11 protein-coding genes and 1 pseudogene are annotated in these 17,251 nt (G+C 73.7%); 2 read left to right on the top strand and 10 right to left on the bottom strand.

Annotated features, from left to right (window positions below):
* Window positions 1-102: 102 nt before the first annotated feature.
* From RM445_RS20195 to RM445_RS20160, 8 genes are all read right to left on the bottom strand, one after another.
* The gene (locus RM445_RS20195) at window positions 103-1,539 is read right to left on the bottom strand and encodes an aldehyde dehydrogenase family protein (RefSeq protein ID WP_311558329.1); all 1,437 of its coding nucleotides are present in this window, start codon (window positions 1,537-1,539) and stop codon (window positions 103-105) included.
* Window positions 1,540-1,621: 82 nt separating this feature from the next.
* Window positions 1,622-3,358 carry an L-arabinonate dehydratase gene (araD, locus tag RM445_RS20190; RefSeq protein WP_311558328.1) on the bottom strand — a complete coding sequence of 579 codons (1,737 nt, stop codon included), beginning with the start codon at window positions 3,356-3,358 and terminating at the stop codon, window positions 1,622-1,624.
* Window positions 3,359-3,414: 56 nt separating this feature from the next.
* Window positions 3,415-4,458 carry a Gfo/Idh/MocA family protein gene (locus tag RM445_RS20185; RefSeq protein ID WP_311558326.1) on the bottom strand — a complete coding sequence of 348 codons (1,044 nt, stop codon included), beginning with the start codon at window positions 4,456-4,458 and terminating at the stop codon, window positions 3,415-3,417.
* Window positions 4,459-4,485: 27 nt separating this feature from the next.
* On the bottom strand, window positions 4,486-5,376 hold the full coding sequence (locus RM445_RS20180) for an SMP-30/gluconolactonase/LRE family protein (protein ID WP_311558324.1): 891 nt from the start codon (window positions 5,374-5,376) through the stop codon (window positions 4,486-4,488).
* A 73-nt stretch (window positions 5,377-5,449) separates the two neighbouring features.
* Window positions 5,450-5,860, bottom strand: a complete 411-nt coding sequence (locus tag RM445_RS20175) for a GAF domain-containing protein (protein WP_311558323.1) — start codon at window positions 5,858-5,860, stop codon at window positions 5,450-5,452.
* A 127-nt stretch (window positions 5,861-5,987) separates the two neighbouring features.
* The gene (locus RM445_RS20170; RefSeq protein ID WP_311558322.1) at window positions 5,988-7,805 is read right to left on the bottom strand and encodes an NAD-binding protein; all 1,818 of its coding nucleotides are present in this window, start codon (window positions 7,803-7,805) and stop codon (window positions 5,988-5,990) included.
* A 46-nt stretch (window positions 7,806-7,851) separates the two neighbouring features.
* Window positions 7,852-8,235, bottom strand: a complete 384-nt coding sequence (locus RM445_RS20165; protein ID WP_311558321.1) for a DUF6394 family protein — start codon at window positions 8,233-8,235, stop codon at window positions 7,852-7,854.
* A 95-nt stretch (window positions 8,236-8,330) separates the two neighbouring features.
* Window positions 8,331-9,707, bottom strand: a complete 1,377-nt coding sequence (locus RM445_RS20160; protein WP_311558319.1) for an MFS transporter — start codon at window positions 9,705-9,707, stop codon at window positions 8,331-8,333.
* A gap of 233 nt (window positions 9,708-9,940) precedes the next feature.
* On the opposite strand from RM445_RS20160, the gene RM445_RS20155 reads away from it, so the two are divergent.
* Window positions 9,941-11,242, top strand: a complete 1,302-nt coding sequence (locus RM445_RS20155; protein WP_311558317.1) for a S8 family peptidase — start codon at window positions 9,941-9,943, stop codon at window positions 11,240-11,242.
* 563 nt (window positions 11,243-11,805) lie between these two features.
* On the opposite strand, the pseudogene RM445_RS20150 reads toward RM445_RS20155, so the two are convergent.
* A pseudogene (locus RM445_RS20150) lies at window positions 11,806-13,491 on the bottom strand (HAD-IC family P-type ATPase); the annotation flags it as partial.
* A gap of 2,469 nt (window positions 13,492-15,960) precedes the next feature.
* Window positions 15,961-16,800, bottom strand: a complete 840-nt coding sequence (locus RM445_RS20145; RefSeq protein WP_311558316.1) for a helix-turn-helix domain-containing protein — start codon at window positions 16,798-16,800, stop codon at window positions 15,961-15,963.
* Window positions 16,801-16,912: 112 nt separating this feature from the next.
* Here RM445_RS20145 and RM445_RS20140 point away from each other — a divergent pair, with 112 nt between their 5' ends.
* Complete coding sequence (locus RM445_RS20140) at window positions 16,913-17,251, top strand: DUF1330 domain-containing protein (protein ID WP_311558314.1); 339 nt, start codon at window positions 16,913-16,915, stop codon at window positions 17,249-17,251.

Genomic DNA, 17,251 nt, shown 5'->3' with positions numbered 1-17,251 from the left:
GACGCGCCTCTCGAAGTAGTTAACTATCCCAAGCAGTAGCCCGTTCCCCGCGACGCGTTCTTGAGAGAGGTGTCACGGCGGGTTCAAACGGGCGCAAGGCTCTCACCAGGGACGACCGTGGAGCACCACGGTCTTCTCCTCGGTCATCTCCGCGACCGCCCGTCGCGGGCCCTCCTTGCCGATCCCGCTGCCCTTGAGCCCCCCGTAGGGCATCAGGTCGGCCCGCCAGAGCGGCGTCCAGTTGATGTGCACGTTCCCGGCGTCGATCTCGCGGATGGCGCGCACCGCCCCCGCCACGTCGCCGGTGAAGATGCCCGCCGACAGGCCGTACGGGGTGCCGTTCGCCTGCGCGATCGCCGACTCCCAGTCGTCGGCGCTGCTCACCGCCACCGCGGGCCCGAACAGCTCCTGCTGGTGCAGCGGCGACGACGGGTCGACGTCCGCGACGACGGTCGGCTCGACGACGGCGCCCTCCCGGGACCCGCCGACGAGCACGCGCGCACCCGACGCGGCGGCGTCGTCGATCATGCGTTGCACCCGGACGGCCTCGGTCTCGCTGATCAGCGTGCCCATCGTCGTGTCGTGCCCCGCCGGGTCGCCGGTGCGGATGGCCGTGACGCGCGGGACGAGCGCGTCGAGGAAGTCGCCAGTCACCGCGGGATGGGTGATCACCCGTTGGACCGAGATGCAGACCTGGCCCGCGTTGGCGTAGCCGCCCGCAGCGACGGCGCTCGCAGCCAGCTCCAGGTCCGCGTCCGGCAGGATCACCACCGGGGACGACGCGCCCAGCTCCAGCGACAGCTTCTTCACCCCGGCGGTCCGCGAGATCCGCTCCCCCACCGCGGTCGAGCCCGTGAACGACACCTTGCGCACGCGCGGGTCGGCCACCAGGGCGTCGCCGATCTCGGTGCCGTGGCCGGTGACCACCGAGAGCACCGCGCCCGGCAGCCCGGCCTCGAGGAAGCAGTCGGTTAGGGCCAGGGCGGTGAGCGGGGTCAGCTCGGCCGGCTTGAGCACCACGGCGTTGCCCGCGGCGAGCGCGGGCGCGATCTTGTGGATGGCGAGCAGGCCCGGGTAGTTGAACGGCGTGATGGCCAGCACGACCCCGCACGGCTGGCGGACGGTAAACCCGATCTTGTCGAAGCCGGTGCCGGGGGCGGCGTCGAGCGGCAACGTCTCGCCGTAGAGGTGGGCGCCCTCGAAAGCGCTGAGGCGGATGACGTCGCCGCAGCGCGACGCCTCGACGGTCGCCTCGCGGATCGACTTGCCGTTCTCCGCGCTGATCAGGTCGGCGACCGCGGGTGCGCGCTCGTCGGCGAGGTCGGCGGCGCGCAGCAGGATGCGCAGCCGCTCGTGGGCGGGAGTGCGCCGCCACACGGCCGCACCCTCGACGGCAGCGGCAACCGCGGCGTCGGCATCGGCCGGCCCGGCACGGGGCACGGTGCCGACGACGCGGCCGTCCCAGGGCGACGTGATCTCGTCGACGGCGCCGGACGCCGCGGCCCGACGCTCGCCGCCGATGATCATCGTCGCGCTCATCAGGTGCTCACCCCGGTGCCAGGAAGGCCACCTTCCTGACGCCTCGTGCCCTGAAGGTGGCCTTCCTGACACGAGCGCACCATCAGTGGATCTCCGGCTCCGGCACCGGCGGGCCGGCCTCCAGGAAGTCGAAGTCGCAGCCCTCGTTGGCCTGCGTGATGTGCTGCAGGTACAGCGCGCCGTAGCCGCGGCCGTACTTCGGGGGCGGCTGCTGCCAGTCGGCGCGGCGCTTCTCCAGCTCCTCGTCGGTCACCTTGAGCTCGAGGCGGCGCCCCGGGACGTCGAGCTCGATCAGGTCGCCGGAGCGGACCAGCGCCAGCGGCCCGCCGACGTGGCTCTCCGGCGCGACGTGCAGCACGCAGGCGCCGTAGCTGGTGCCGGACATGCGCGCATCGGAGATGCGGACCATGTCGCGGATCCCCTTCTCCAGGATCTTCTTCGGGATCGGCAGCTGGCCCCACTCCGGCATGCCCGGGGCGCCCTGGGGGCCCGCGCTGCGCAGCACGATCACCGAGTTCTCGTCGATGTCGAGGTCCGGCTCGTCGATCCGGGCGGCCATGTCGTCGTAGTTCTCGAAGACGACCGCGGGCCCCGTGTGCCGGTGCAGGCGTTCCTCGGCGGCCGCCGGCTTCATCACCGCGCCGTCGGGTGCGAGGTTGCCGCGCAGCACCGCGAGAGTGTTGTTCGCGACGATCGGGTCGTTCACCGTGCGGATGACGTCTTCGTTGAACGTCTTCGCGCGGGCGATGTTCTCCCCGAGGGTGAACCCGTTGACCGTGCAGGCCGACGTGTCGAGCAGGTCGCCGAGGTTGTTCAGCATCGCCGGGAGGCCGCCGGCGTAGAAGAAGTCCTCCATCAGGTACTTGCCCGACGGGCGGATGTTCGCCAGCAGCGGGGTGACGCGGGCCAGCTCCTCGAAGTCGGCCAGCGCCAGCTCCACGTTCAGCCGCCGCGCCATCGCGATGAGGTGGATGATCGCGTTCGTCGACCCGCCGAGGGCCAGCACGCAGACGATCGCGTTGCGGAAGGCGGTGCGGGTGCAGACGTCGGACAGCTTCACGTCCGTCCACACCATCTCGACGATCCGCCGGCCGGTGTGCGCGCCCATCACGGCGTGGCGGGAGTCGGCGGCCGGGATCGACGCCGCCCCGGGCAGCGTGACGCCCAGCGCCTCGACCGCGCTCGTCATCGTCGAGGCGGTGCCCATCGTCATGCAGTGCCCGGGCGAGCGGGCGATGCCGTTCTCGATCTCCTGCCAGTCGTCCTCGGTGATCGCGCCCGCCCGCAGGTCCGCCCAGTACTTCCAGGTGTCGGAGCCCGACCCGAGGGTCGTGCCGCCCCAGTGCCCGCGCAGCATCGGACCGGCCGGCAGGAAGATCGACGGCAGGTCCATCGACGAGGCGCCCATGAGCAGGCCCGGCGTGGTCTTGTCGCAGCCGCCCATCAGCACGGCGCCGTCGATCGGGTAGGAGCGCAGCAGCTCCTCGGTCTCCATCGCCAGCAGGTTGCGGTAGAGCATGGTCGTCGGCTTCTGGAACGGCTCCGACAACGACATCGCCGGCAGCTCGAGCGGGAACCCGCCCGCCGACCACACCCCGCGCTTCACGTCTTCGACGCGCTGCTTGAAGTGCGTGTGGCACGGGTTGATGTCCGACCACGTGTTGACGATCGCGATCACCGGCTTGCCGCGGTAGTCCGCGGCGTCGAAGCCCATCTGGGCCGTACGGGAACGGTGGCCGAAGGACCGCAGGTCCTTCACCCCGTACCAGCGGTGGGAGCGAAGCTCCTCGGGTTCACGTCGCTTGTTCTCGGGAGGCACTGGTTCGATCTCGCAATCTGGCAGGAGGTGGCGGCGCGTCCGGGTGGCAGGCCGTTCTAGGTGACCGTCCGGCCCGGGATGAGCTGCTTGCCGTGCTTGGCGTCCCACTGCTCCTGGACGCGGTGCAGGACCCGCATGGTCGGGAGCACAGACCAGCCCGGCACGAAGGGCTCCCGGCCGTCGCGCACGGCCTCGACGAACTCCGGCGCGATCAGCTCCGCGTTCTCCTGCTCGGTGGGGATCGGTCGCTCCCCCTCCGAGGTGGTCATGAGCGACGTGAGCTCGTCGACGTAGTAGTCGTCGCGGTCGGTGACGTGCAGGACGTCGTAGATCCGGTTGTGCGCGTAGTACGAGCCGTTGGTCAGGATGGTCTGGTCGTCGTGGGTCTCGATGACGACCACCAGCTCCATCGGGATGCCGGTGCGCGGCTCGATCGCCGGGTAGGCGGCGTAGACGTTGCGGATGCGGTCCTCGGCCGTGCTCATGTCACCGCCCGACACCGTCCACAGCCCGATGTCGACGAGGTGCGTGGTGTGGTGCCAGAGGATGTTGTCAGTCCAGCTGCGCTGCAGGCCCGTGGCGCCGACGTTCTGCAGGCGGTGGATGAAGAACCGGCCCTGGACGCTGTGGATCTTCTCCTCGCCCGCCTTCACCCGCCGCACCATGTCGTGGCGGTCGGTGCGGTAGCGCATCGGGTGCACGACGCCGAGTGCGACGCCCTTCTCCTTCGCCGCTGCGACGACCGCCTCGGCCCCCTCCAGGTTCATCGCGATGGGGATCTCGACGAGCGTGTGCTTGCCCGCGTTGATGGACTTGAGCGCCATCTCGGCGTGCGTCTCACTGGGCCCGGCGATGATCACGATGTCGACCTCGGGGTCGGCGAGCGCCTCGTCGAGGTCCGTCGTCCACTTCTTGTAGCCGTACTTCTCGGCGAAGGTCTCCGTGGAGCTCTGCGCGCGGCCGGCGGCCGGGGTGGTCTCCGCGGACGCCGGCTTCGCCCGGCCGACGACGGTGTGCAGCACGGCGTCCGGCGTCCGCTGGAGGGCCTCGGAGTGCCAGATGCCCATCATCCCGTGGCCGATCATGCAGACGTTGAGCATGGTTCCTCTCCTTGCGGTGACGGCGGGCTAGCCCGCGAAGCGGGAGACCGGTACCCCGGCGACGTCGACCTGCAGTGCGACGATGCCGCCCGAGGCCGGCTTCGCGGCGAGCACGTCGGCGGGCAGGTCGTGGCGCAGCGAGGTGACGTAGATCGTTCTCAGATCCGGCCCGCCGAAGCAGGGGCAGGTCGGGTTGGACACGGGCAGCGGGATGCTGCGGTCGAGCGACCCGTCGGGAGCCCAGCGGTTGAGCACGCCGGCCGAGATGCCGGAGCTCCAGTAGTAGCCCTCGACGTCGACGGCGGCTCCGTCGGGACGCCCGATCTCCTCGGTGGGCCGGGCGAGCACGCGGCGGTCGCCGACGGTGCCGGTGGCCGGGTCGTAGTCGTAGGTCCAGACGACCTGGCCCTTGCTGTCGGAGTGGAACATCGTGGTGCCGTCGGCGTTCCAGGCCAGGCCGTTGGAGACGATGAGTCCCTGCACGACCTCGTGCAGGCTCCCGTCCGGGTCGAGGCGGTACAGCGTGGCGATCGGCTCCCGGAGGGTCTTCTCGTCCATCGTGCCGGCGAAGAACCGGCCGTCCGGCGAGACCTTGCCGTCGTTGAACCGGGTGCCCGGCGGCTGGTCGGCGGGCCCGACAAGGAAGGTCGCCTCACCCGTCGCGAAGTCGAACGCGTAGAACCCGTCGACGAGCGCGAGCACCGCGCCACCCGACTCGCGCAGCGCGAACGACCCGCACTGCTGAGGCAGCGGCCAGGCACGGTCGTCGCCGGTGGCGGGGTCGAAGCGGTGCAGCGCCCTGCCCTTGATGTCGACCCAGTACAGAACCTGCTCGTCAGCGGCCCATACCGGGCACTCCCCCAGCTCGGCGCGGGCGTCGAGGACGACGGTCGGCTCGCCGGTAGCAGGGAGGGTCACTCATCGAACGCTAGCCACCACGCTCGCCGTGACGCAGGCCGGTTCCGGCCAGCGAGATGCAGCCGGCGGGCGATCAGGCGGCGTTGCCGAGGCTCAGGGTGAGCAGAACGGCCAGCACCTCGGCGAGCTCACGCTCGTCCGTCGGAAAGTCGCCGCGGCCGGCGGAGTCGAGCTCCAGGATCCCGGCCAGGTCCCCCCGACCGACCAGAGGGATCGCCAGCACCTCACGGCTCGACCGGGCCGGTGGCCCGGGTGGCTCGTCCGCGTCGGCGACCGCCGTGACGACCTCGGGGACACGGACCCGGATGCAGGCCGACTGCGCGGTCGGCAGCACTCGAACCGCCAGGGCGGCGGCGTCGGCGAGGAACTCGGCGAGGCCCGCGACGGCCGCTCCGGCGAGGGCCGCGTACTCGTGGCACAGCGTGATCACCGCCGGCGCGGCGAGCATCGCACTCTCCGACCCGCCCGGTCCGGTACCGGTCACGTCCGTCCCCCTCCCGCGGTGTCGCGGCGTCACCGCGACACGTGCTGTGCAGAGCAGAACGCACCGATGTGCCGTGACGTTTCGGTTCGGCGGCGACATCCCGGCCACCGGAAAGCCGACCGCTCGTTCAGGGCAGTCGATCAGGCGATCCGGCGGTCCGGCGGGTGAGCTTCCGCCAGATCCAGCTCGAGGGCACGTGCCGGTTGTGCAGCACGTACTCCCGCGTGGCGTCGATGAGCAGCGTCGAGTCGAGCAGGCGCCGCGCGGCCGGCTCGCCGACCAGGAGCAGCTCGTCGTCGAGGGTGACGGCGAAGTCGTCGGACGGCGCGAGGTGCGCCTCGTCGCCCCGGGCGACCAGCAGCACGACGGTGTGCAGACGCTCCTCGCGGTCGTCCGGGCTGCGCAGCAGATCGCCCAACGGCACGCGCTCGCTCTCGAGCACGCCACGCAGGGCCGGCGCCTCGACCGCGCTGAGCCGGACCTTCCACAACGACTGCAGGTGCTTGCCGCACAGGTTGGTCAGCTTGCCCACCACGCTGTCGGCCCACTCGTCGCCCTTGGCGGGCATCTCCCGCAGGAACCGCCAGAGCAGCGGCGTCGACAGCTGCGCGTACACCTCGTGCGCGACCACCTCCGCGGGGACCAGCAGCGCGTCGAGGTCGACGGCGGCGAACAGCGAGGCGCTGGACGGCCTGTTCTGCCGCGCGGCGATGAACATTCGCGGGTTGGCACGGTGCGCGGCGGCGACCAGCGACAGGTTCGTGGTGTCGTTGTCGGTGCCGGCCACGAAGCCGGCGGCGCGCTCGACGTCCACCGCGGTGAGGACGTGCGGCTCGTAGCCGCGGCCGACGATCGCGTCGGGGTCGTTCTCGGCTGCGTCGCCGGGTTCGACGATCGTCACGTCGTACCCCTCGGCGCGCAGGTCGTGGGTCACCTCCTTGCCGAACCGGCCGTAGCCGCACACGATCCAGTGGCCGCCCGACGGCGGATCGCCGCGCTTCGGCAGGGGCTCGCCCGGCCCGCTTTCCAGCCAGGTCAGCAGCTGGAACGACGCCGGAGCACGCAGAGCGAGGCGGAGGTGGTCACCGAACCGGTCGAATGGGTTGACCACGGTGGGCGAACCGAACACCTGCATGCGCGCCTCCATCACCGGGGAGACGGTCCGCGTGATCACTGGCAGGTCGGGGCGCAGCAGCGCCGCGGCCTGGGTGGCGGCGAGGTTGGCCTCGTCGTTGTCGGTGATCGCGAGCACCCCTTCGCAGTAGGGGTGGCCGAGGCCCGCGATGGCCAGGTGGCCGGGGTCGCCCGCGTCGGCGACGAGCCCGGGTACGTCGGCGTGATAGGAGGCGAGGTAGAGGTCGTCGATGCGGCCGCTGTCACTGTCGATCACCACGAACCGGCGCCCTAGGGCGTCGAGCGAACGCGCGAGCAGCTCACCGGTCTGCCCGTACCCGGCGATCAGCAGGAAGGGCTCGCCGAGGCGCCGCACCTTGCGGGTGAAGTGCTGCAGCGCGAGCGCCTGACGGAAGCTGCGCTCCTGCACCAGCGCGAGCAGCGACCCGATGGCGTACGCCCAGCCGACCACCGTGAGGTAGATCGAGATGGTCACCCACATCCGCTGGTTGTAGGTGAAGGCGTACGGGATCTCGCCGAAGCCGATCGTCGAGGCGGTGTAGCTCATCACGTAGAACGCGTCGAAGAAGCCCATGCGCCACGGCCGGCCCTGGGCGTCCTGGCCGTCGATCAGTGTCAGCCCCAGCGTGCCGACGGCGAAGATGGCGATCAGGACGATCAGCGGCGTCCGCATGCGGCGCATGACCAGGAAGATCGTCGCCGACGCCTGGGTGGCCGACGCCATCGGCACGCGCCAGCGGCGAGTCCGGCGTTGGCCCTGCTCCTCGCCGGTGAGCAGGCGGACCCAGAACACCAGCAGCGGGTTGCCCACGAGGTCCCCCGGTTCCGTCGGTGGTGATGCTCAGCGGAGCGATTTCTCAGCGGCGGTGGAACGACACGGTCTCGACGACGAGCAGCACCACCGACACGATGTTGGCCAGCAGCGCGCCGCCCGACAGCGAGACGACGCTGGCGGTCGCCTCGCGCGTCAGCCCGTCGCCCACGTAGCTCGCGTAACCCCACACGAGCGCCGCAGCGATCAGCTGCAGGTCCGCGACGAGGCTGGTGGCCAGGTGCACCGCGCCGATCTGGGTCCGGTCGCCGAACTTCAGCACGGTGGCGATGAGGTTGACGACCACGGCCGCGTAGAGCTCGTAGCTGTTGTGCAGCTCGGCGTCGCCGAGGTCGCCGATGAAGAAACCGAAGTTCAACGTGGCGGCGAGCAGCACGAAGAAGCCGAAGACGACCTTCTCGAGGTTCATCCGTTCTCCCACCGACGGGCCTGCGGGTCAACCGTAGTTCCTCCCGGCCCGCGCGGCCCACCGGACGATCACCCGGCCGGGTGCACGGCGCCCGGTCAGCCCGCCCGGGGCGCCAGCAGCGCGCCGAGCACAGCCAGGACGACCAGCGGGACGAGCAGCACGGTCAGCGCCGTCGCCGGGGTCGCCAGGACCGCGAGCAGCGCGCCGCCGAGGCCGACGAGCGTCGCGGTGGTGAGCTGGTCGGCCACCTGCGCCGCGGCCGTGTGGCTTCCGACCTGGTGCACCTGGGAGTGGTGCAGGAGCAGGTACGACACCGCCGAGTAGCCCAGACCCATGCCGACGCCGGCCACCGTCCAGGCCGGCACCGCGACCCAGGCTGGACCTGCGGCGGGCGTCACGGCCAGCAGCCCGGCCACCCCGACGGCCAGCGCGCCGAACCCGACGCGCAACAGGGTCGTCCGCGGCAGGTCGGGGTGGCGTCCCTGCCACGCCGAGGCCGCGGCCCAGCCCAGCGCCGCGACGACGAGCGGGACGCCGGCCGCGGTCAGCGACCAGCCGTGCGTGGCCGTCAGGATCAGCGGCAGGTAGGAGTTGCCGGCGAAGAACACGCCGGCGATCAGCCCGCGGGCCGCGACGACGGTCGGGATGCCGCGACCACCGTGGAAGACCCCTGCGGGGAGCAACCGGCGCAGCGCGGGCACCAGTACCGCAAGCGCGGCCACCGCCGTGATCCCACCGATCCGGTCGGGGTGCTGACCGGCCCAGCTCACCGCCGTGACCCCGAGCGCGGCACCGGCCGCAGCGGCGACGAGGCCGCGTCCGGTGCCCGCAGGCGGACCGGACCGTCGCAGCCGACGCACACCCGGTACCACCAGGGCCAGCGCGACCACGACGAACGGGACGAGCCCGAGGAACACCCAGTGCCACGAGAACTGCTCGGTGACCAGCGCCGCCACCGGCGGGCCGATCAGCGACGGCAGCACCCACGCGGCCGAGATCAACCCGAACAACGCCGGTCGGCTCCGCTCCGGGTACACCGCGGCGATCGCGACGTAGACCGCGACGAACTGGGTTCCGGCGCTCCCGCCCTGCAGAACGCGGCCGATCAGGAGCTGGGCCATCGTGCCGGCGGTGCCGGCGACGACCAGCCCGGCGGCGAACACCAGGGGCGTGACGAGCAGCGCGGCTCGGGGCCCGGCGACGTCGCACCAACGGCCGCCCAGCACCGTACCCAGCACGGACGCCGCGAGGAACGCGGTGAAGGGCCAACCGTAGGCCGACACGGCACTGAGATCGGCGATCACGGCGGGCATCGCGGTGCCGACCCCCATCGCCTCGAAGGCGGTGACCAGGGTCAGCAGCACCAGCCCGACGGTGGTGGCGCGTCGGCCGGGGCCGAACAGGGCGGCCCGCGCCGGCTCGGAGACGTCGGCCGCTCCGAGGCCGGCGACCGGCGCGGTGGGTTCGCTCATGGGTCCATGCTGCAACCTCGACCACGGTGCAGAGCAACCGGAATCCGCCGCAACGGGTGACCGGCGGCGTCGCGCCGACCCCGGACGGGTGGTGCCGTCGACGACCGGGTGCGCCGGTACGCCACAGCGTGGTCGTTCCACCCCACCGGGTGGTGTAACGCGGCTCCGCTGGAAGCCGTATCGCGGGTCCCGCCATCCTCGGCAGCGCTCCCCGGCACCGTGGAAGGCAGGGCATGCAGGAACGAAGGAACGAGACCGGGCCCGTTCTCCGGGCCGGGCTCACGGTGGCGATCGCCGCCGGGGTCACGCTGACCGCCGCCACCCCTGCGTCGGCCGCCCCCGATCCCGGGGAGCCGGTGATCGTCCGGCTGGACCCGGGCAGTGACCCTGACGCCGCCGCCCACGACGCGGCGGCCCGCGGCGCGGAGATCCGGTTCGTCTACCACGACGTGTTCCCCGGCTACGCCGCCGTGCTGCCGCCGGGCGGGCTGCGCGGGGTCGAGGGCGGGCCGGGGATCGTCGCCATCGACCCGGACGAGCCCGTCCGCCTCCGGATCGACGGCCACGACGAGAAACTGCAGGCAGCGGGCCAGGCGCCGTGGGGACTCGACCGCATCGACCAGCACGCGCTACCCCTGTCGGGGAGCTACACCCCGCCGACGGCGGACCGGGCGGGCAAGGGCGTCGCCGCCTACGTGATCGACTCCGGTGTCGCGGCGGACCACCGCGACCTCGGCGGCCGGGTGCGGTCGGGCTTCACGTCGATCGACGACGGCCGCGGCACCCGCGACTGTGCCGGGCACGGCACCCACGTGGCCGGCACGATCGGCGGCGACGCCTACGGGGTGGCGCCCGCCGTCTCGCTGGTGGCCGTCCGGACGCTGGACTGCGAGGGCAGCGGTGAGATCTCCGGGGTGATCGCCGGGATCGACTGGGTCGCCCGCGACCACGCCGCGGGCACCCCGGCCGTCGCGAACCTGAGCCTCAGCGGATCGGCGAGCGACAGCGTCGACGCCGCGATCCGCGGGCTGGTCGACGACGGCGTGACCGTGACCGTGGCGGCGGGGAACGAGGACGAGGACGCCTGCGGCTCGTCACCCGCCCGGGAACCGTCCGTGCTGACCGTTGCGGCGACCGGGCGCGACGACCGGCGGGCGTCGTTCTCCAACCACGGTAAGTGCGTGGACCTGTTCGCCCCGGGCGTCGACATCGTCTCCGACTGGTACACGAGCCCGACCGCGACCAAGGAGCTCTCGGGCACCTCCATGGCGTCGCCGCACGTCGCCGGGGCCGCCGCGCTGATGCTGGGAGCGGATCCCGGCCTCAAGCCTGCGCAGGTGGCGGACAAGTTGCTCTCGACCGCCACGGCCGAGGTGGTCGGCGGGCGCAGCGACACCAAGGACCGGCTGCTCTACGTCGCCCCGCCCGCGGGCACCGACGGCCCGCGCTCCACCCCGGCCCCGGTGATCGTGAAGGCCTCGACCGGCTCCTCCTCGGCGGGATCCGCGGGCCGCTCGGCCGCCCGGCCCGTGTGAGGCGCGCGGCCCGCCAGCCACCGCGGCACCAGCTCCGCCCCCGCCGCGCCGGCGACCGACCAGCCGAGCACCGTCGCCCAGGCGAACGGGCCGAGCGGGCGGCAGCTGAAGAAGCGGCTCACGACCGGGGTCTGCACCACGGCGACGAGCACCGCGAACGACCCGGCGGCGGTGACCAGTACCAGCGGGCTGCGCCGGCCCGTCCAGGCCGTCTGCACGAGCTGCGTGCCGATCAGGGCGGCCAGTCCCATCGACCCCGCGCGGCTGCGCGTGCCGGTGACGCGGCCGGTCGCCCACGCCCCGGTCGCACCGGCCGCCGTGGCCGCGCCCCGGACCAGCACCAGCTGCCGGACCGACGCCGTGAAGCCGCGGTGCGGGCCGGCACGGAGCTCGTCGGCGAGGGGATGACCGGCCAGCGGGTCGTCGGGGTGCAGACCCGGGTCGGCGGTGCGGCGCGGGGCCGCGACCGCGACGGCCAGCGCCGGGAACATGTCGGTGAGCAGGTTGACCAGCAGTAACTGGCGGGTGCCCAGCGGCGACCGGCCACCCAGCGCCGTGCCCACGACCGTGAACGCGACCTCACCCGCATTGCCGCCCACGAGCACCGCGACCGCGTCGCGCACGCGTGCCCACATCGCGCGGCCCTCGCCCAGGGCGTCGACGAGGCGGGTCAGGTCGGCGTCGGTGAGCACGAGGTCCGCCGAGCGGCGGGCCGCAGGCGACTCGGCGCCACCCGCTCCCCCGACGCCCACGCCGACGTCGGCGAGCCGGATCGCCGCGGCGTCGTTCACCCCGTCGCCGGTCATCGCCAGCGTCGCTCCGGCCTTGCGCAGCGCGGCCACGAGCGCCACCTTCTGCTCCGGCGACAATCGCGCGAACACCGCCGTCTCCGAGACCATGCGCACCCGGTCGGCGTCCGACGCCCGCAGGAACTCCGCCCCGGTGACCACGCGGTCCGCGTCCGGAATCCCGGCCTCGGCGGCGATGGCCGACGCGGTCTCGGGGTGGTCGCCGGTGGCGACCAGGACCCGCACGCCCGACGCCCGCAGCTGCGCGATCGCCTCCACCGTCGACTCCCGGACGCCGTCGGCCAGCGCGACCAGCCCGCGCAGGGTGAGGCCCTGCGCCGCGTCGTCGAGATCGTCCGGAGTGCTCTGGACCGCGCGGTCCGCCACCGCGATGACCCGCAGCCCCTCGGTGGCGAGGCGTTCCACGCGGTCCCGGGCGTCGCCCGCGTCCACGCAGCGGTCGAGCACGACCTCCGGCGCCCCCTTGACGACGAGGCGGCCGTCGCGCACGCCCGCGGAGAACCCGCGACCGGCGGTGAACGGCAGGCAGCTCTCCGGTTCCGGGTGATCGCCTGCGGCGGCCGCGACGGCCCGGTCGACCTCGTGGACGTGCGTGTCCGCGGGGTCCCCGGCGACGACGGCGCGCGCGAGCAGGGCGTCCCCGTCGCCGGCGTCCGGTCCGAGCGGCACGAGCCGCACCACCCGCAGCCGGTTCTCGGTCAGCGTGCCGGTCTTGTCGAAGCAGACGGTGTCGACCCGGCCCAGCGCCTCGAGCACCCGCGCGCTGCGCACGACGGCGCCGCGGCGGGACAGCCGCCGTGCGGCCGCCTGCTGGGCGACCGTCGCCACCAGTGGCAGCCCCTCAGGCACCGCCGCGACCGCCACCGCGACACCCGACTTGACCGCGTCCTTGAGGGGACGACCCCAGAGCAGGGACAGCGCGACGACGGCGCCGCCACCGGCCAGCGTCAGCGGCAGCACCGATCGGGTCAACTCACCCAGCCGGGCCTGCACCCCGGCCGGGGGCGCGGCCACGCCGGCCGCGGCCGTCGCCCGGCCCGCCGCCGTCGCCGCACCGACGGCCACCACCACGGCCCGGCCGTGCCCGGCGACCACGGACGTGCCCTCGTGCAGCATGCAGGTCCGGTCGGCCAGGACCGCCCCGGGCGTCGCCGGCACGTCCTTGGCGACGGCCTGCGACTCGCCGGTCAGCCCCGACTCGTCGACCTCGAGGTCGCCGCAGTCCAGCAGCCGGGCGTCGGCGGGGACGACGTCGCCGGATTCGACGCAGATCACGTCGCCGACCCGCAGCGCACCCGCCGGGACCTCCTCCCGTCCGCCGTCGTCGGCGCCGCCGCGGATCTCCCGGTGCGCCACGACCTCCTGCTCGAGCAGCAGCGACTCCAACACGGTCTCGGCGCGCAGCCGCTGGAAACCGCTGATCAGCGCGCTGCCCACCATGGCGCCGCCGACGAGCACCGCGTCGGTGGCCTCGCCGAGGACGGCGGTGGCGGCGGCACCCGTGCCGAGTAGCGGGGTGAGGGGGTCGGCGAGCTCGGCGGCGACGGTGCGGGCGTAGCGCACCGGGCCTGCGACCGCCGGGCTCGCGCCGAGCGCCTGGAAGGCCACCTTCACGGCGTCAGGTGTCCTGAAGGTGGCCTTCCTGACATCGGCGGCGTCCCCGGTGCGCTCGTTCGCGGCGGGGCCGGCGACCCGGCGCAGCACCTGGTCCGGGTCCAGCGCGTGCCAGGGCGTGTGCACGGTGGCGGCCGGCTCGGGCCGGGCGTCGACCCGCAGCGCCGTCCAGCCTCCCCACACCATGTTCCACGCCGTCGCCGACTTCCCCGGGCTGGTCGCCCGCCGCTGTCCGCGTTCCGCGCTGCCGACGGACGCGAGCAGGCCGCCGAGCACGTTGCCGGTCAGCGCCGTCTCGACGCACTGGCGGCTCAGTGTGCGGGCGGCCGCGGTCGCGGCGACGATGCGGCAGGCATCGGCCAGCCCCGGCCCGGTGACCAGGTCGGCGCCCCACGACGGTGCCCGACCGGCAACGACCGGGGCGACGGACACGTCCGCGGCGATGAGCGCCGGCCCGGCGTCCGCGGCACCGGCTCCCGCGCCCTCGCGCCCCGGCAGGTCCACGCTGCCCTCGCCGGACGCGACGAGGAGCACCCCGTGGCCCTGGGCCTGCACGCGACGGACGGTCTCCAGCAGGCTCTCGTCGGGCTCGGCGACCTCGTCGGCGAGGCCGGCGACGTCGACGGTTCCGGCATGCGCGGTGAGCACGAGCCGGTGGCCCGCGTCGGTCACCGCGCGCAGCAGGGCCTCCGCGTGCGGGTCGAGCTCGTCGGTGACGACGGCGGTGCCGATCCGCTCGCCCTCGGCGTCGCGCACGGCGTGCACCCGGGCGCCGGGACGCTCCGGGTCGGCGCCGGCGGGCCCCAGCCGCAGGCGCGCAGGAGCCTCGCCCTCGATCTCCGACCCGAGCAGCCGGGACACTCCGGTCCACAGTGCGACGGCGTCCCACCCGGCGGTCTCGGCGGCGGGTTCGAGTCCGACCTCGACGACCACGGGCGGACCGGTGCACAGCGTGGCGCCGTCGACGACCACGGCGCCCACCCGGTCCAGACGGCGGTAGGCCGATCCGTCCATGGGCAGCACGTTGCGGCCACACATGCGCACGTCGAGGACCGTCGCGAACGACTCCCGCCCCTGCACGGCCGCCTTCGGCGTCAGCGCCTTGAGCAGGTCCGCGGAGCGCGACGGGGCGAAGGTCAGCGGCAGGAGGCCGAGCGCCGAGACCAGGGCCGTGGGGCCGAGCTTCCCCCGGTAGCCCTCGATCGGGCCGTCCGGCAGCGGACACGGCCGCGGGCCGGGCGGGGTGAGCGGCCCCGAGACCGCCTCGACGCCGGGGTGGCACAGCTCGGGCTCGCGGCGCTGCCACACGCCGCGGCGCGCCCGCATCTCCCACACCCGCGCGGCGGCCGCCGCGGCGTTGAGTGCGGGGACCGTGGGGCTCTGCGTCAGTGCGTGCAGCAGCGCGCTGGCCCCGGCGAACGTCAGTTCGCTGCCGGTGACGCCGATCCGGGCGACCAGCGCCTTCTTGACCCGTGGCTGGCTGTCGAGGAAGGCCAGCACGAGCGTCGAATGCCGGGTGAGCCGCGGCACCGGCAGCATGCGGCCCGCGTAGGCGACGCCGATGCCGACCGTGTCGACGGCGAGCGTGACCAGTGCCGCCACCAGCGGCTCCAGGTCGGCCGGATGGTCGGGGTTGAGCGGGAAGACCTGCTTGCCGCCGCGGGCCTGCTCGATCGCAGTGATGACCTCGACGACGTCGTCGACCCGGATCCGGCGCTCGTCGAAGGTCACCAGCACGCGGCCGACGGCGTCGTTGACCGCGGCCCACTCGACGCCGTCGAGGCGCTCCAGCTGGCGCCGCAGCGTCCGCTGCACCGACGGACCGCCCTCGACCGCGGGAGTGGCGAGCTCCAGGTGCGCACGACCGCGGGAGACCCACACCCGGCGGCTCCGCCGCGCCGACGGCGGCTCGAACATCGCCTTGCCCGCCTCGGTGAGCCGCTCGAGGTTGCCGTCCGTGGCGTCGTCGATCCCGGTGACGAGCGCGCCGGCAGCCCGCGCTCCGGCCTTGGCCAGCACCGTGGCGGTGTACGCAGTGGACTCCGCGACGGCGCCTGCGGTCACGCGCGCCTGGCGGACAGGGGGCGCGACCAGGGAACCGGCGAGGGAGGCGGTGCCGGCGGCGAGACCGATGCCGGTGGCGGTGACGTGCAGAGCCGTTCCCGCGGCGAGGCGGGCGAGCCGGGCAGGTCCGGGCAATCCCACGAGGTGCTCCTCCCGGGGTCGTCGGGGCCGTGCCCGTCGGACCTTACGCCGTAACTTCCACCTGGTGCAGGGCTGAACGGGACGTAGCCGTCAGGCGGAGCCCCTCGGCGAACCGTCATGTTGCGCAGATACCGGCGAGCCTGGCGGCTGCGGGCGTGCGCCCAACGCCGCCGCGGTGGCGTTGTCCGCCGGCAGGAACGCCTCGATCGCCAGTTCGTCGACGGTCACGTCGCCGGGTGTGCCGAACAGCGTCGTCGTGGACAGGAAGGCGAGCTCGCGGCCGTCGGGTGCGGCCAGCTTGATCGGCACGACCGGCGCCGCGTGCGGAGCCGGCTCGGCCGGCGGGGCCGGGTAGGTGCGCAGCTCGTCGAGCAACTCCTGCAGGTGCGCGTCGCCGGTGGTGGCGATCTGGTGGCGCAGCCGGGCCAGCAGGTGCGCCCGCCACGAGCCCAGCGTCAGGATGCGCGGGGCGAGCCCGTCGGGATGCAGGCAGAGGCGCAGCACGTTGCACGGCGGTTCGAGCAGGGCGGGCGCGCAGCCCGCGGTCAGTACCGCGACCGCGTCGTTCGCGTCGACGAGCTCCCAGTGCCGGTCGACGACCAGCGCGGGAAACGGCTCGTACGCCGCGAGGATGCGGGTGACGGCGTCGGCGACGGCGGCCATCGGCGGGTCGTCGAGCCGCCGCTCGGGGTAGACGGGGGCGAGCCCGGCAGCCAGCAGCAGGGCGTTGCGCTCGCGCAGCGGTACGTCGAGGTGCTCACCCAAGCGCAGCAGCATGGCCCGCGACGGCCGGGACCGCCCCGTCTCGACGAAGCTGAGGTGCCGGGCCGAGACACCGGCTACGCCGGCCAGGGCGAGCTGGCTCAGGCCGCGGCGGCGGCGCCACTGCCGCAGGAGGTCGCCCGCTTCCTGGGGTGCCGTCGCGGTCATGTCTGCGACGGTAGTGCGGCGCGGGAACCGTCGCGATGACGTCCGAGGTAATCGACGTGCTTCCCTGCGGCCCCGCAGAGTTCCTCCCGTCCAGCCCGAGGAGAGGAATCCGATGACCGCCTACGCCGTCGCCCATCTGCGCTCCGTCGACCAGAACGCCGAGATCGTCGACTACCTGCGCCGCATCGACGCCACGCTCGACCCGTTCGAGGGCCGGTTCGTGGTCCACGGGGTGCTGCCGGAGGTCCTGGAAGGCGACTGGCCCGGGGTCCTCGTGGTGATCGGGTTCCCGGACCTCGCCACCGCGCGGGCCTGGTACGACTCCCCCGCCTACCAGGAGATCCTGCCGCTGCGCACGCGCAACTCCGACGGCGTAACCCTGCTCGTGGACGGGGTGCCGGAGGGGTACCGGGCGGCGGCGTTCGCGGAGAAGCTGGTGTCGGGGGGTTGA

It is taken from the genome of Pseudonocardia charpentierae (genome assembly GCF_031845345.1).
Classification (GTDB): domain Bacteria; phylum Actinomycetota; class Actinomycetes; order Mycobacteriales; family Pseudonocardiaceae; genus Pseudonocardia; species Pseudonocardia charpentierae.
This window is presented reverse-complemented; position numbering and strand designations above follow the sequence as displayed.

Bases quoted from the DNA above. Each gene is read 5' to 3' on its own strand.
- RM445_RS20195 (WP_311558329.1), bottom strand. From the start codon at position 1,539: ATGAGCGCGACGATGATCATCGGCGGCGAGCGTCGGGCCGCGGCGTCC.
- RM445_RS20185 (WP_311558326.1), bottom strand. From the start codon at position 4,458: ATGCTCAACGTCTGCATGATCGGCCACGGGATGATGGGCATCTGGCAC.
- RM445_RS20165 (WP_311558321.1), bottom strand. From the start codon at position 8,235: ATGAACCTCGAGAAGGTCGTCTTCGGCTTCTTCGTGCTGCTCGCCGCC.
- RM445_RS20160 (WP_311558319.1), bottom strand. From the start codon at position 9,707: ATGAGCGAACCCACCGCGCCGGTCGCCGGCCTCGGAGCGGCCGACGTC.
- RM445_RS20155 (WP_311558317.1), top strand. From the start codon at position 9,941: ATGCAGGAACGAAGGAACGAGACCGGGCCCGTTCTCCGGGCCGGGCTC.
- RM445_RS20145 (WP_311558316.1), bottom strand. From the start codon at position 16,800: ATGACCGCGACGGCACCCCAGGAAGCGGGCGACCTCCTGCGGCAGTGG.
- RM445_RS20140 (WP_311558314.1), top strand. From the start codon at position 16,913: ATGACCGCCTACGCCGTCGCCCATCTGCGCTCCGTCGACCAGAACGCC.